Annotated in this window: 15 protein-coding genes; 11 read left to right on the forward strand and 4 right to left on the reverse strand. The window is 60.5% G+C overall.

Going from position 1 to position 13294, the window contains the following annotated elements:
• Nucleotides 1-2: 2 nt before the first annotated feature.
• From rbfA to pnp, 4 genes are all read left to right on the forward strand, one after another.
• Nucleotides 3-389 carry a 30S ribosome-binding factor RbfA gene (gene rbfA / locus AAFM31_RS07530; protein ID WP_341707301.1) on the forward strand — a complete coding sequence of 129 codons (387 nt, stop codon included), beginning with the start codon at nucleotides 3-5 and terminating at the stop codon, nucleotides 387-389.
• 3 nt (nucleotides 390-392) lie between these two features.
• Entirely contained in the window at nucleotides 393-1313 is a 921-nt protein-coding gene (truB, locus tag AAFM31_RS07535) for a tRNA pseudouridine(55) synthase TruB (protein WP_341707302.1), read from the forward strand.
• A gap of 191 nt (nucleotides 1314-1504) precedes the next feature.
• Complete coding sequence (gene rpsO / locus AAFM31_RS07540; RefSeq protein ID WP_123889934.1) at nucleotides 1505-1774, forward strand: 30S ribosomal protein S15; 270 nt, start codon at nucleotides 1505-1507, stop codon at nucleotides 1772-1774.
• An 89-nt stretch (nucleotides 1775-1863) separates the two neighbouring features.
• Complete coding sequence (gene pnp, locus AAFM31_RS07545) at nucleotides 1864-3972, forward strand: polyribonucleotide nucleotidyltransferase (protein WP_341707303.1); 2109 nt, start codon at nucleotides 1864-1866, stop codon at nucleotides 3970-3972.
• A 73-nt stretch (nucleotides 3973-4045) separates the two neighbouring features.
• Here the strand turns inward: pnp and AAFM31_RS07550 are convergent, their stop codons facing one another.
• Nucleotides 4046-5053, reverse strand: a complete 1008-nt coding sequence (locus AAFM31_RS07550; protein WP_371833022.1) for an HAD family hydrolase — start codon at nucleotides 5051-5053, stop codon at nucleotides 4046-4048.
• Nucleotides 5054-5153: 100 nt separating this feature from the next.
• Here AAFM31_RS07550 and AAFM31_RS07555 point away from each other — a divergent pair, with 100 nt between their 5' ends.
• A complete protein-coding gene (locus AAFM31_RS07555; RefSeq protein ID WP_341707305.1) occupies nucleotides 5154-6854 on the forward strand; it encodes a hypothetical protein in 1701 nt (566 codons plus the stop codon).
• A gap of 40 nt (nucleotides 6855-6894) precedes the next feature.
• Nucleotides 6895-7533, forward strand: coding sequence for a DsbA family protein (locus AAFM31_RS07560; RefSeq protein WP_341707306.1), 639 nt, complete (start codon nucleotides 6895-6897; stop codon nucleotides 7531-7533).
• A 41-nt stretch (nucleotides 7534-7574) separates the two neighbouring features.
• Here AAFM31_RS07560 and AAFM31_RS07565 read toward each other — a convergent pair whose 3' ends face one another.
• Nucleotides 7575-7769, reverse strand: coding sequence for a hypothetical protein (locus AAFM31_RS07565; RefSeq protein ID WP_341707307.1), 195 nt, complete (start codon nucleotides 7767-7769; stop codon nucleotides 7575-7577).
• A 226-nt stretch (nucleotides 7770-7995) separates the two neighbouring features.
• On the opposite strand from AAFM31_RS07565, the gene AAFM31_RS07570 reads away from it, so the two are divergent.
• Genes AAFM31_RS07570 through AAFM31_RS07585 form a run of 4 tightly spaced genes read left to right on the forward strand, consistent with a single transcriptional unit; the run spans nucleotide 7996 to nucleotide 10460 of the window.
• Nucleotides 7996-8895 carry a LysR family transcriptional regulator gene (locus AAFM31_RS07570; protein ID WP_341707308.1) on the forward strand — a complete coding sequence of 300 codons (900 nt, stop codon included), beginning with the start codon at nucleotides 7996-7998 and terminating at the stop codon, nucleotides 8893-8895.
• Nucleotides 8895-9497, forward strand: a complete 603-nt coding sequence (locus AAFM31_RS07575; protein WP_341707309.1) for a GNAT family protein — start codon at nucleotides 8895-8897, stop codon at nucleotides 9495-9497. The genes AAFM31_RS07570 and AAFM31_RS07575 overlap by 1 nt, the downstream gene beginning before the upstream one ends.
• Nucleotides 9498-9549: 52 nt before the next feature.
• A complete protein-coding gene (thpR, locus tag AAFM31_RS07580) occupies nucleotides 9550-10083 on the forward strand; it encodes an RNA 2',3'-cyclic phosphodiesterase (RefSeq protein ID WP_341707310.1) in 534 nt (177 codons plus the stop codon).
• Nucleotides 10083-10460 carry a cupin domain-containing protein gene (locus AAFM31_RS07585; RefSeq protein WP_341707311.1) on the forward strand — a complete coding sequence of 126 codons (378 nt, stop codon included), beginning with the start codon at nucleotides 10083-10085 and terminating at the stop codon, nucleotides 10458-10460. Before thpR ends, AAFM31_RS07585 begins: the two co-directional genes overlap by 1 nt.
• Here AAFM31_RS07585 and AAFM31_RS07590 read toward each other — a convergent pair.
• Nucleotides 10430-11149 carry a pseudouridine synthase gene (locus tag AAFM31_RS07590; RefSeq protein WP_341707356.1) on the reverse strand — a complete coding sequence of 240 codons (720 nt, stop codon included), beginning with the start codon at nucleotides 11147-11149 and terminating at the stop codon, nucleotides 10430-10432. The two genes, AAFM31_RS07585 and AAFM31_RS07590, sit on opposite strands and share 31 nt — an antisense overlap.
• A gap of 26 nt (nucleotides 11150-11175) precedes the next feature.
• Nucleotides 11176-12108, reverse strand: coding sequence for a sterol desaturase family protein (locus AAFM31_RS07595; RefSeq protein ID WP_341707312.1), 933 nt, complete (start codon nucleotides 12106-12108; stop codon nucleotides 11176-11178).
• Nucleotides 12109-12211: 103 nt separating this feature from the next.
• Here AAFM31_RS07595 and AAFM31_RS07600 point away from each other — a divergent pair, with 103 nt between their 5' ends.
• Nucleotides 12212-13213 (forward strand): AraC family transcriptional regulator ligand-binding domain-containing protein, encoded by a 1002-nt coding sequence (locus tag AAFM31_RS07600; RefSeq protein ID WP_341707313.1) that lies wholly within the window; start codon nucleotides 12212-12214, stop codon nucleotides 13211-13213.
• The last annotated feature ends 81 nt before the right edge of the window (nucleotides 13214-13294 follow it).

Consider the following 13294-nt stretch of genomic DNA (forward strand, 5'->3'; position numbering starts at 1 on the left):
ATATGGCAAGAGAATACAGTCGTACCCAGCGTGTCGCGGATCAGATGCAGCGTGAGCTGGCGCAGCTGATTCAGCGCGAGGTGCGTGATCCCCGTCTGGGTATGGTCACCGTCACCGCGGTTGAAGTCAGCCGAGACATGTCCCACGCCAAGGTGTTTATCACTCTGATGAACCGGGACAGCCCAGAAGACATCGCGCTTAATCTGGAGATCCTGAAAGATGCATCCGGCTACCTGCGGATGCTGCTGGGGCGCTCCATGAAGCTGCGGACGATCCCTAGTCTGCATTTCCAATATGACGAAAGCATTCGCCGCGGCGCGCACCTGTCTTCGCTGATTGAGCGCGCGGTTGCCGAGGATCGTCAGCACGACGAGAGCGACAAGGAGTAAGGCGTGGCAGGAGCGAAGAGCAAGCGCCGTTCCATCGACGGCATCCTGATTTTCGACAAGCCGCTGGGCATGAGTTCGAACGCGGCCCTGCAGAAGGTCCGCTGGCTGTTCAACGCCAACAAGGGCGGCCATACCGGCAGTCTTGACCCCTTGGCGACCGGCGTACTGCCGTTGTGTCTGGGCGAGGCGACCAAGTTTTCCCAGTATCTGCTCGACGCTGACAAGGCGTATGTCACCGAGGCGCGTCTGGGTATGACCACCGCCACTGGCGACGCCGAGGGCGATGTGCTGGAGATGAAACCGGTTAACGTCGAATTGGCCGATGTCGAGGCATTGTTGCCACGCTTTACCGGTGAGATCGATCAGGTACCGCCGATGTATTCGGCCCTCAAGCACGAAGGTCAGCCTCTTTACAAGCTGGCCCGTGCGGGTGAGACCATCGAGCGCAAGGCGCGCACCATCACCATCAGCCAACTGACCGTTTTGGGCCTGGAAGGCGACCGTCTGCAATTGGAAGTGCATTGCAGCAAGGGAACCTACATTCGCAGTCTGGTCGAAGATATCGGCGCGGCGCTCGGTTGCGGCGCTCACGTCGCAGCGCTGCGTCGCATCAAGGCCGGGCCTTTCGATCTGAGCCAATCGGTTACGCTCGAAGCGCTCGAGGCGCTGCATGCCGAGGGTGGTCCCGAGGCGTTGGACCATCTGCTGCTGCCGATGGACAGTGGTCTGGAAGACTGGCCGATACTGGATCTCACTGAACAGACTGCCTACTACCTGAACCACGGTCAGGCAGTACGTGTGCCTGGCAGCCCGGCGTTCGGTAAGGTACGCCTGCGTGATGCCAGTGGGCGTTTCCTGGGTATCGGTGAAATGACCGATGACGCGCGGGTTGCGCCGAAGCGGCTGTTGCGCTTTGAGGCCTGAAAGCCGGCTGTCTGCACAGCCGCTGCGGCATACAGAATTGGGCTGAATCCCCGGTCATTCGGGAGTATGATTCGGCATGGAGTTGACCCGAAAACGGGTCGCCACGAGGGTGGCTGTCAACAGGCACGGTCATTCCTCGATTTAAAACACGGGACACTGGTCCCGGCCTGTTACCTCAGAGGAAATTTGAGATGTCACTGAGTGTTGAAGAAAAAGCTGCAATCGTTGCCGAGTACAAGCGTGCTGAAGGTGATACCGGTTCTCCCGAAGTCCAGGTAGCTCTGTTGACTGCAAACATCAACAAGCTGCAGGGCCACTTCAAGGACAACAAGAAGGATCACCACTCCCGCCGTGGTCTGATTCGCATGGTTAACCAGCGCCGCAAGCTGCTGGACTACCTGAAGTCGAAAGACCTGTCTCGTTACAGCGCTCTGATCAGCAGTCTGGGTCTGCGTCGCTAAGACCAGCTCCGTTTGGACATGGCCGGGTCCGATTCCCGGCCATGCCCAGAGTTTCCCCCAAAGGCAAAAAAGAAGAGAGAGAAGACACCGTGAAACCGGTAATCAAGCAATTCAAGTTAGGCAATAGCACAGTCACCATGGAAACAGGCCGCGTTGCTCGCCAGGCTTCCGGTGCCGTTCTGGTCAGTATCGATAACGCTGTCAGCGTTCTGGTCACCGTTGTGGCCGCCAAGCAGCCCGAAGCTGGCCGCGATTTCTTCCCTCTGTCTGTTCATTACATCGAAAAGACTTACGCCGCTGGCCGTATCCCCGGTGGTTTCTTCAAGCGTGAAGGCCGTCCTTCCGAGAAAGAAACCCTGACTTCCCGACTGATCGACCGTCCGATTCGTCCGCTGTTCGCAGAAGGTTTCATGAACGAAGTGCAGGTTGTCTGCACCGTCGTTTCTACTGACAAGACTACCGATCCGGACATCGCTGCGATGATCGGTACCTCCGCTGCTCTGGCCATCTCCGGTGTACCGTTCAGCGGTCCGATCGGTGCTGCCCGCGTTGCTTTCGACGATCAGCGCGGTTACGTGCTGAACCCGACCTACGAAGAGCTGGCCACTTCGCGTCTGGACATGGTCGTTGCCGGTACCGAAGAAGCGGTACTGATGGTTGAATCCGAAGCACAAGAACTGACCGAAGACCAGATGCTGGGCGCGGTACTGTTTGCTCACATGGAATTCCAGGGCGCGATCGCTGCCATCAAGGAATTTGCTGCTGAAGCTGGCAAGCCGGCTTGGGACTGGCAGGCTCCTGCTGAAAACACCGCACTGATCAACGCCATCAAGGGTGAGTTCGGTGCTGGTATCGCTGACGCCTACACCATCGTCAACAAGCAAGAACGCTACACCCGTCTGGGCGAGCTGCGCGATCAAGCCGTTGCTGCGCTGTCTGGCGAAGAAGAAGGCAAGTTCGCTGCCGGTGAAGTCAAAGACGTGTTCGGCGAGATCGAATACCGCACCGTTCGCGAGAGCATCGTCAACGGCAACCCGCGTATCGACGGCCGTGACACCAAGACTGTCCGCCCGCTGAACATCGAGGTTGGCGTTCTGGATCGTACCCACGGTTCCGCCCTGTTCACCCGTGGCGAAACGCAGGCGCTGGTTGTCACCACCCTGGGTACTGCGCGTGACTCCCAGCTACTGGACATGCTGGAAGGTGAGCGTAAAGAGCCCTTCATGTTCCACTACAACTTCCCTCCCTACTCCGTAGGTGAGTGCGGTCGCATGGGCGGTACTGGCCGTCGCGAAATCGGCCACGGTCGTCTGGCCCGTCGTGGTGTTCAGGCTGTCATGCCTGACATGGATCAGTTCCCGTATTCCATCCGTGTGGTTTCCGAGATCACTGAGTCCAACGGTTCCAGCTCCATGGCTTCCGTTTGCGGTGCCTCTCTGGCACTGATGGACGCTGGCGTGCCGCTGAAGGCGCCGGTTGCTGGTATCGCCATGGGTCTGGTCAAGGAAGGTGAAAAGTTCGCTATCCTGACCGACATCCTGGGTGACGAAGACCACCTGGGCGACATGGACTTCAAAGTTGCCGGTACCGAGAAGGGTGTTACTGCGCTGCAGATGGACATCAAGATCAACGGTATCACCGAAGAGATCATGGAAATTGCCCTGCAGCAGGCTCACGAAGCCCGCCTGCACATTCTCAAGCAGATGAACGAAGTGCTGCCTGAGTCGCGCAAGGAAATCTCTTCCAACGCACCGACCATGCTGAGCATGAAGATTGACCCCGAGAAGATCCGCGACGTGATCGGCAAGGGCGGCGCTACCATTCGTGGCATCTGCGACGAGACTGGCGCCTCCATCGACATCACCGACGACGGCATGGTCAAGATCTTCGCTGCCAGCAAGGACGCCGCCAACGCTGCCAAGGCTCGTGTTGACGCCATCACTGCAGAGGCCGAGATCGGCAAGATCTACACCGGTAAGGTTGAGCGCATCGTTGATTTCGGCGCGTTCGTTAACATCCTGCCGGGCAAGGACGGTCTGGTTCACATCTCTCAGATCTCCAATCAGCGCGTCGAGAAGGTAACCGACGTTCTGCAGGAAGGTCAGGAAGTGAAGGTTCTGGTGCTGGACGTGGACAACCGCGGCCGTATCAAGCTGTCCATGAAAGACGTTGAAGCCGCCGAGACCAGCGGGGTCTGATAGACCTGCGTTGTTTGGCGTAAGAAAAACCCGGCTCAGGCCGGGTTTTTTTATAGCGGTCTTTCAGGGCTGCTCAATCCGGAAACACCTGCTTCCAGTCCTGCTTCATATCGACCACGACCCAGCCGCGCTGCGGCGCCTGATCCAGCGCCTCGTTCAGCGTTCCAACGTCTGACTCACGGTCGTAGGCCCACTCGCGATCAGCGTCGGTGTGGTGGATGATGACGCCCAGGCGCGGGCCGCTGCCGGCGCTGGTCCACTGCAGCATCTGCAAGTCACCATCGGAGTTGCCGAAGGCGGCAATTGGGCGCCGACCGATATGCTGGCTGATACCAATCGGCTTGCCTTCCTTGTCGTCGTTGAACTCCAGAGTGCCTTCGTGCACGACGTGGGCAACGCCGTCAATCAGCTCGAAGCGCTTGGCAACGCGGCTACCGACTACGCGTTCCGGCGGAATGCCGTACACCGATTCGGTCCATGGGCGCATGAAGTCGATACCGCCACCGGAAACGATAAAGCTCTTGAAGTCGTTGTCCTGCAGGTAGCTAAGCAGCTCCAGCATCGGCTGGTAGACCATCTTGTTGTAAGGCTTGCCGGTGGCAGGATGGCGTGCGGACTGTATCCAGTCGCGTACCACCTGGTCGAAGGCGTCGGTATCCAGACCGGCCTGACTGGCCCTGACCAGTTTGAGAGCGGCGTCATGGCTGGAGCCAAATGCGCCGGCGATATCGCCTTTGAGCATGGAGGCAAAGGGCTCCTCGGTTTGCCATTCCGGGTGCTCTGGGGCCTGAGCGCGAATGCGGTCAGCGACAAAGAACAGCTGGCTGTAGATCGGTTGTTCTGCCCAAAGGGTGCCGTCGTTATCAAATACCGCAATGCGCTCGCCCAGGGCGACGTAATTGGCCGACTCCGGGTTGGTCACATCGCTGACGAAGGCCGTGATCTGCTGTCGCGCGGCGGAGTCCTGCCAGGACGGCAGCGCGTTGCTGTCATCAGCCAGACAGGTGGCACTGACCAGCAGGGTCAGCAGGGCGATAAATCCTTTCACGTTTATTGTTCTCCGCACGGTTGTCAGTCTCATTCACTCTAGCGGAGCGATGTGGGGCGGGCAAAGTGGCTGGTTTGCCTTTGTGGGCCGGTTGGAGGATGCTGCGAGCGAATACAGACAACGGAATGGTTTGATGAACAGGACGTCACGGCGGGTCGCGATCACGGTTGTGCTCTCCACTGCCCTCGGGTTGCTGGTCTACCTGTGGGCAAATCACCAGCGCTTGCAGGTGCCGGGCTACGGCTTTATCCGTGTGCAGGGAGAGCTGCTGTCAGTGCGGTTTGGCAGTCATCTGGTGTGGCTGGATGGGGCCGGACGGGAGCGGCAGCAGGTGGATTTGGCCAGCGCTGGTCTTGCTCCGGCTGGTGATCATGCGTTCTTCAGCAACGGCGATCTGCTGGTCTACAACCGACCGGAGCCTGCTGGGCTGGCTTATTGGATAACCCGTTACCTGCGTCTACAGAAGCCGTCGCCCAGGGCTCCAGAGGCGTTTGAGGGGTTTAATCGCTGCAGGTTACCGCAGCTCAGCTGTGAGCCGTTCGGGCGTGCGCTGCCAGCCATGGACAGCGCGTTTCGTTTGGCGGTTGCCGCCGATGACACCCTGTACCTTGCCGACACACCTGGTTTCCATGTCTATCGGCTTACCGATGAAACTGCGGCCCCGGCGCGCACGCCCGAAGGGCTGTTGCGCTTCCCCAATCAGGTGCGCTTGACCAGCGACGGGCTGTGGGTTGCTGATACCAACAATCGAAGGCTGGCGCTGCTGGACACAACGCCTGCTGCATTCGGCGTGCTTCGCGAAGAGGTGGTCTTGGCACCACAAGACGGCCGGCGTTGGCCGCATCAGTTTGCCGCGGATGGGGATGGCTGGCTGGTCAACATGGCCGATGATCGGATGCGCGACGGCAGTCTGGTGCACTTTGCCACCGGCCGGGGTGCTGATGCGACCGTTGCCGCAGCACTGTTACAAGACCCACTGGCGTTTGAGCTTTGGCGTGAGCAGTTATGGGTCGTTGATGCCGCCAGCGAACAGCTGCTGAGGCTGGATCGTCAGGGTGAACAGCAGGCGACAATTCAGCGCAAGACGTTGTCTGCGCTGCAGCAGGGGGCTGCGCACGCGCGTGAAAGTTACCTGTGGGTTGGTCGGCTTGGCCTATTGGTGATCGGGCTGAGTCTGGTTGCGGGGTTTGCTGCCGCCTGGTTGCTGGAGCGCAAGGAGACGGTGGCGCAGTTCCGAGGTTGGGCCGGGCGCGAACTGCCTGCGTTGGTGGCAGCGGAGGCGGCCCCGTTGCCTGGCGACGCCGTGTACTGGTTGCCGAATCGGTTGCAGGGCCGCTTGCGTTGGATCAAGCCGCTGTTGCTATTAGTGGTTGCTGCACTTGGCTATGTGCTGCTGCAGGTGGCTTTGCTGGGCGGCACGTTATGGTCCCAGTTGCAGATGGCCGGATTGACTGTGTATGCAGGCCTGTTTGTCTGGATGACCCTGTGGGATTTGCAGGCCACTGCAAGGCAGCGTCTGGGCCTGACCGATGAGTGCCTGGTGCTCGTTGGGCAGGGGCGTCAGTGCGAGGTGCGGTTTGCGGATGTGCGCTACACGCGTACCCACTTGGTTGGCGAAAACCTTGTGGTTTTCCTCGGCAATCCGCGGCACTCGGTGTTTGATCGCAAGCAGTTGGAGCAACTGGTTTTTCCCCGCCTTAAGGAGGCAACCTCCTGCCCGCCTTGGTTCGTCTGGAAGATGCTTTGGCACACTCGGCATTCCCAGGCATTGATGGCGGCGGTTCTGATCCCTGTTACAGTCGTGTTGATGCTGTTCTTGCGTCTGCTCTCCTGAGCTGGACGGCCCGCACAACAACAATAAACGGGAGTCGAAGATGGAAGCGATTGATGTTTACTGGTCGTTCAGAAGCCCTTATTCCTACCTGGCCACGCCGGACATGCTCGCGTTGCAGCGCGGCTATCGAGTCAAGGTCAATCTGCGGGTTGTGCTGCCCATTGCCCTGCGTAGCCCAGACATCCTTTTCGGTGAGCAGAGTGCCAAGCGGGCTCGCTATATTGTTCTGGACTGGGCGCGGCGCGCCGAGTTCCTCTGCTTGCCTCACGGCTGGCCGTCACCCGATCCTATTGTTCAAGACCGTCAGACCCTGCGGGTAGCTGATGAACAACCCTACATCTATCGACTCAGCGCGCTGGGCGTTGAGGCGCAGCGGCGCGGCCGCGGCTGTGAGTTCGCTGCGCAGGTCGCGCGCTTGATCTGGGGTGGCACGTCAGGCTGGGACCAAGGCTCATTGCTGGCTGACGCGGTGGCGCGGGCCGGGCTCGATCTTGCCGAGCTGGATGCAGCCATTGCCACGGGTGATCAGCTTGCCGAAATCGAGGCTAACCAGCAGGCGCTGGAACGCGCGGGGCACTGGGGAGTGCCGACCTTTGTATTTGCGGATGAGCCCTTCTTTGGCCAGGATCGGGTCGATACCCTGTGCTGGCGGCTTGACCAGGCCGGGTTGGCCCGTTGACCTACATAGCCTGTCAGGTGGCAGGCTAGGGCGGATCGGCGTCAGACTTGATTGCGATCCTTGCTGCTCAGATTGGCCTGCGCCTGAGCTTCGATCAGTGCCTGGAAGTAGTCTGCTGTGCTCTGACTCGCGGTTCGGTCGGTTGAACTGTTCAGGCGCTCGCGGTTTTCGTCGGCTTGTACTGCCGGGCTGGAGGCGAGGAATGAAGCGACGATCAGTGCGGAAAGATTTTTCATGATGACGTCTCCTAGTGGTTATTTCGGCTCTGGTTGCCGCGTATACTTCGGAAATATTTGGAAACTGTTTCCGATACTGCGATCCCTTGGTTCAAGGTTCTGGTGGGTAAGCCAGTAACCAGGCCGGTGTATTCACTATATGGGAGCGACAAAGTGTCGCAGTAGCTCGCGCTTTGGTTACACAGTGTTTCTCATTTTGAAACGATTGGCGGATCTTATGCAGGATATGAATGACCTGTTGTGCTTCGCCCGAGTCGTGCGCTTTGGCGGCTTTGCTGCCGCTGAGCGAGCAACCGGTGAGCGCAAGTCCAAGCTCAGCAAGCGGGTTGCTCGGTTGGAGGCGCACTTCGGCGCGCGGCTGATCGAGCGTTCTACCCGCAGTTTTCGGGTGACCGATCTCGGGCGAGAGTTGTATCGCGAGTGCGAGGTAATACTGCAGCGGCTGGAAGCAACCGAGGCGTTGGCGATGACCGCGCGTGATGAAGTCTCAGGCACCGTACGGGTCAGCATGTCGTCGGGGATGCTCGAATACCTGGGGCGCGACACGCTGGTCGACTTCATGAATCGCTATCCGGAAGTGCGCCTGCAGGTGCGGCTATCGAGCCAGCGCGTTGATTTGATCAACGAGCGTATCGACGTCGCCTTCCGGGTGGCAACCCGCTTCGATACGGACCAGTCACTGGCTATGCGCTCGCTTGGGGTTGGTGCGCGGATTCTGGCGGCCAGTCCAGCGTTGCTGCAGCGCATGGGCGGCGCCCCGACGCAGCTGGATGATCTGGCGCGGTTCCCCACGTTGTCGGTGGGGGAGATGCTCGAGCGCGACCGTTGGGAGTTTGCCAACGACGCCGGCGAAACCTGTGACCATCACCACTCGCCGCACTTCAGTTGCGGTGATCTGCAGTTGATCTGCGAGGCCGCGGTGGCCGGGCAGGGCGTCGTGCTGTTGCCGCAGCACATCTGTGAGCCCGAGATACGAACCGGGCGACTGGTGCACATCCTGCCCCAATGGCACGCCCTTGAGGGCCAGATTCATATGGTCTTCACCACGCCTCGTGGCATGTTGCCGCCGGTGCGTGCGTTTATCGATCACTGCGTTGAAACGCTGGCCCAGCGGGGAGCACGTTGATGACTGACTGGTTACAACCACTGGTTCTGGAAACCGAGCTGGCGCTGCTGCGTCCGCTGCAGGTGGAGGATGCGCCTGCGCTGGTCACTGCTGCCAGTGACGGTCGCCTGTGGGAGCTTTGGTACACGCAGGTGCCGGATGCGCACTCGGTAGCGAGTTATGTCGCGGATGCTTTGCAAGAACAGCAGCTCGGGCGTGCCCTGCCTTTCGCGATTATCGAGCGCGCCAGTGGTCAGGTAGTCGGTACGACGCGCTACTGTCACGCCGATGCCGCCAATCGACGGCTGGAGATTGGCTACACCTGGTATGCGTCGCGCTGCCAGCGCACCGCGCTCAATACGCAGTGCAAGCTGGCGTTGCTGCAGCATGCGTTCGAGACGCTGGGCTGCATCGCGGTGGAGTTTCGTACCCATTGGCATAATCAGCAGTCACGTGCGGCGATTGCCCGGCTGGGTGCCAAGCAGGACGGCGTGCTGCGCAGCCACCGGCTGGATCCGGATGGCGCGCGCCGCGACACTGTGGTGTTCTCCATTCTCGACAGTGAGTGGCCATCGGTGCGCAAGTCGCTGCGGCACCGGTTGGCGCGTCACGCCGAGGGCTGATCCTGCTGTTCGGCGTTTGCTAAAGTGGCGCTCTCGTTTTCCGGAGGGGCAGATGCCGCGTTTGTTTATTGGTCTTGAGTTGCCCGAACCGCAGTGCCAGCAGTTGTTGGCCCTGAGCGCGCCGATTTCCGGTTTGCGCTGGCAAAGTCGGGCGCAGTTGCATCTGACCATGCGCTTTATTGGTGAGCTGAGCGAGGCGCAGGTGGCGGAGTTGTCGCAGGCGCTGGCGACACTCCGGGCTCCGGTGTTTGAGCTGCAGTTGGGCGGCGTCGGCTACTTCGGTTCACCTCAGCGTCCGAGCATTCTCTGGGCTGGTGTGGTTGTCCCAGCGCCGCTGCAGGCGCTGCGCGAGCAGATCGACCAGTTGATCGTGCCGTGGTGCGCCGCCGATCCACAGCGCTTCGTTCCACATGTCACCCTGGCGCGTTGCGGCCCCGGAAGTGGTTCACTGCAAGGTTTTCTGCAGCAGCAACGGGGCTTGTTGTCGGCGCCGTGGCGGGTGACGGAACTCTGTCTGTTCGCCAGTGACCCGGGCCCCGGCGGCTCGCGTTACTCGGTGCTGGCGGGTTATCCATTGGAGGGCTGATGCAGCCGTTGATTCGTTGTTATGACCCTGCCGCCGAGTATTACTTCGACGAAGGCTGCTACATCCATGAGCTGTCCAATGCGGCGGACGACCCCCAGCTGTCAGTGGCTCGCGCACGCCTGCCGCTGGGCGGCCAGACCCGCTGGCATCGCCTGCAAGGGGTGGCCGAGCGCTATCTGATTGAGGCGGGCGAGGGGCTGGTCGAGCTGGCCGATGAGCCGCCTCGGCGGGTTGCTGTGGGCGATGTGGTGATTATTCCGCCGGGTTGTCCGCAGCGCATCCGCTGCGTCGGCGCGCAGCCGCTGGTGTTTCTGGCGTTGTGCACTCCGCGCTTTCTGCCGGACTGCTACGAAGATCTGGAGCCAGCTGCCGGCTGATCGACCGAGGCAATCTCGGCGGCGGTCAGTGCGCGGTATTGCCCAGGCTGCAGTGCAGGGTCGAGGTGAATCGCGCCCATGCTCTCGCGGTGCAGGGTATCCACCTGATTGCCGACCGCATGAAACATCCGTTTGATCTGGTGGTAGCGCCCCTCGTAGATGGTCAGCCGGCATTCGCATTCACCAAGCTGCTGCAGCTGCGCCGGAGAGGTGGTGAGCTGCTCGGTGGTCATGTAGATGCCTGCGGCAAAGCGCTCGGCGGTGTCGCTGCTGATCGGGCGGTGGGTGGTCACATGGTAGGTCTTGGGCAGCTTGATTCTGGGTTCGGTCAAACGTCGCGACCAGCTGCCGTCGTTGGTCAGAATCAGCAGGCCGCTTGAGCCGCGGTCCAGCCGGCCACCAATGTGCAGTTCTTCACGCAGCTCAGTGGGGAACAGCTCCAGCACCGTTGGGTGCAACGGATCACGGGTGGCGCTCAGATAGCCGACCGGCTTATGCAGCATGAAGAACAGCGCCGGGCGGTATTGCAGCAGTTGCTCATCCAGGCGGATGGCAACGAACTGGTCGACATCAAAGCGCGGATCACAGACCCGCTCGCCCGCAACCGTTACCCTGCCGCTGGCAATCAGCAAGCGCGCGGCCTGCCGACTGTGCGGGGTGTTGTTGCTGATAAAGCGGTCGAGTTTCATGGCCGCGGAGTATACCGCGTCTTCGGTCATTCCTTGCGGGGCGGGCGCTCCCATTCCGGCGGTCGCCACAGATGCTGCAGGCGTTGACCCAGGGGGCCTGGCTTGAGCATATCGCGGGCTATATCGACATATTCGTGCAGCCAGTTCACCAAGAGGCTCTTGCTGTGAATCTGCCGGGTGATGCCGTATTCGATCGGCTGACCGGCCTGCTCGCTGGCGAAGGTGCCGAACAGACGGTCAAAGACGATGAATACGCCGCCGTAGTTGGTGTCCAGATAGCCCGGGTTGCGGGCGTGGTGTACGCGATGATGGTTGGGTGTATTGAAGACATACTCGATGGCCGGGTGCAGCTTGCCGACCAGCGTGGTGTGGATGAAAAACTGATAGACCAGTGACAACGCGTAGCAGACGCCCACCCACACCGGATTGAAACCGAGCAGCGACAGCGGTACGTAGAACAGCCAGCCGCCGTTAAATATGTTGGTTGCGTTCTGGCGCATCGCGGTGGAAAAGTTCATCCGCTCGCTGGAGTGATGGGTCACGTGCGCAGCCCAGAACCAGCGAACCCGATGTGAGCTGCGGTGCATCCAGTAGAAGCACAGATCGATCAGTACCCAGAGCACCAAGCCAGTGGTGACGGTCAGCGGAATATCGAGCAGCCGGTGCTGGTAGGCCAGTGCGTGGACCGGGAAGGCGATCAGCCCGGCTAACAGCAGCTCGGTGGTCTGGTAGCCCGCGCCCAGCATAAAGTTGCGTACAGACTCAGCGGTGTTCACCAGTTTGTCGTTATGGCGGATTTTGAGGTATTCCCACACGAATACGCCGATGAAGACTGGCGTGGCCAGCACAAAGATCAGCTGCCGCGCATCCAGTGCCAGCCAGGCCGGCAAACTGTTCAACAGGTTCAGCAGACCGCTGTCTGTGAGTACCTGGGTGAAGGCGTTTTTCAGGCTTTCCATCATCCGCTCCTGATTGTTATGAGCGCATGATGCGCTCTCCCTTGTCTTGTATATTGACCGCAAATGCCGAATTTTTGACCTAATGCGCCAATCTGGAGAAGGTATGGCTACACCAATGCGGGTCACCGGGGCCTGGGTTCAGCTGCTAACCGACTGGCTGGATATTAGGCAGCTGCCGGCGCCTGAGTTGCGGTTGCTGCTCGACAGCCGCCGCAATGACGAGGCGGTACCGTTGGCGCTCTGGCAGGCGTTGCTGGCGCGGGCGAGTTTGCTGGCGCCTGATATGCCGATGCCGGCGCTGGAGATCGGCGCCCAAGTACGCCCTCGCCACGCAGGGGTGCTGGGCTATTTGAGTCTGGCCAGTCGCACGCTCGGTGATGCGATGCAGTGCTATCAGCGTTACGAACAATTGGTCTACGGCCAGCAGTTGGTGCGGGTGCGTACCCAAGGTGAGCTGGTTGTCATGTGTTGGAGTGCGGAAGCCAGTACTGGAGAGCTGGCGGATACCGTCTCCATCGCGGCGCTGGTCAGCTTTCTGCGCCGGCTGCTGCCGGAGGTATCAGCGGTCGCCGATGTGAGTTTCGTCTTTGCTACACCAGACCAGAGGGTGCGCGCTGCCTACGATGCGTTTTTCGGCTGTTCGGTTCGGTTTGCTGCCAGCACCACCGAGGTCGCGCTGCCGATTGAGTGGCTCGCCCGTCGGCTACCGCACAGCGATCCGGTTGTGCGCGAGCAACTTGATCAGCAGGCGCGGGCGTTGCTGCTGGCGCTGCCCGAGGCCGATGCGTTTGATCGTGCGTTGCAGCAAGCGCTGGTGCGCCGGCTGCCGGAAGGGGAAGTGGCGTTGCGGCTGGTTGCGCAGGATCTGCACCTGTCTGTGCGCACGTTGCAACGCCGTCTGCAGCAACGTGATCTTAGCTGGCGAGGATTGCTTGACCGCACCCGGGAGCAGTTGGCCGAGCAGTATCTGGCCGACGCCGCGCTGCAACTGGGCGAGGTCGCGCTGTTGCTGGGTTTTTCAGAACAGAGCGCTTTCAATCGCGCGTTTCGGCGCTGGACCGGAACCACCCCCGCGCGTTTTCGTCGCAGTCTGCGTTTAGGCTGAGCGCAGCAGGTTTTTTCGGTTTACAGTAGATGCATGCCGATGCCGCCGAGAACCGTTAGATGTCGCGTGCTGAACGTCCTT

This window comes from Halopseudomonas sp. (assembly GCF_038130085.1).
GTDB lineage: Bacteria > Pseudomonadota > Gammaproteobacteria > Pseudomonadales > Pseudomonadaceae > Halopseudomonas.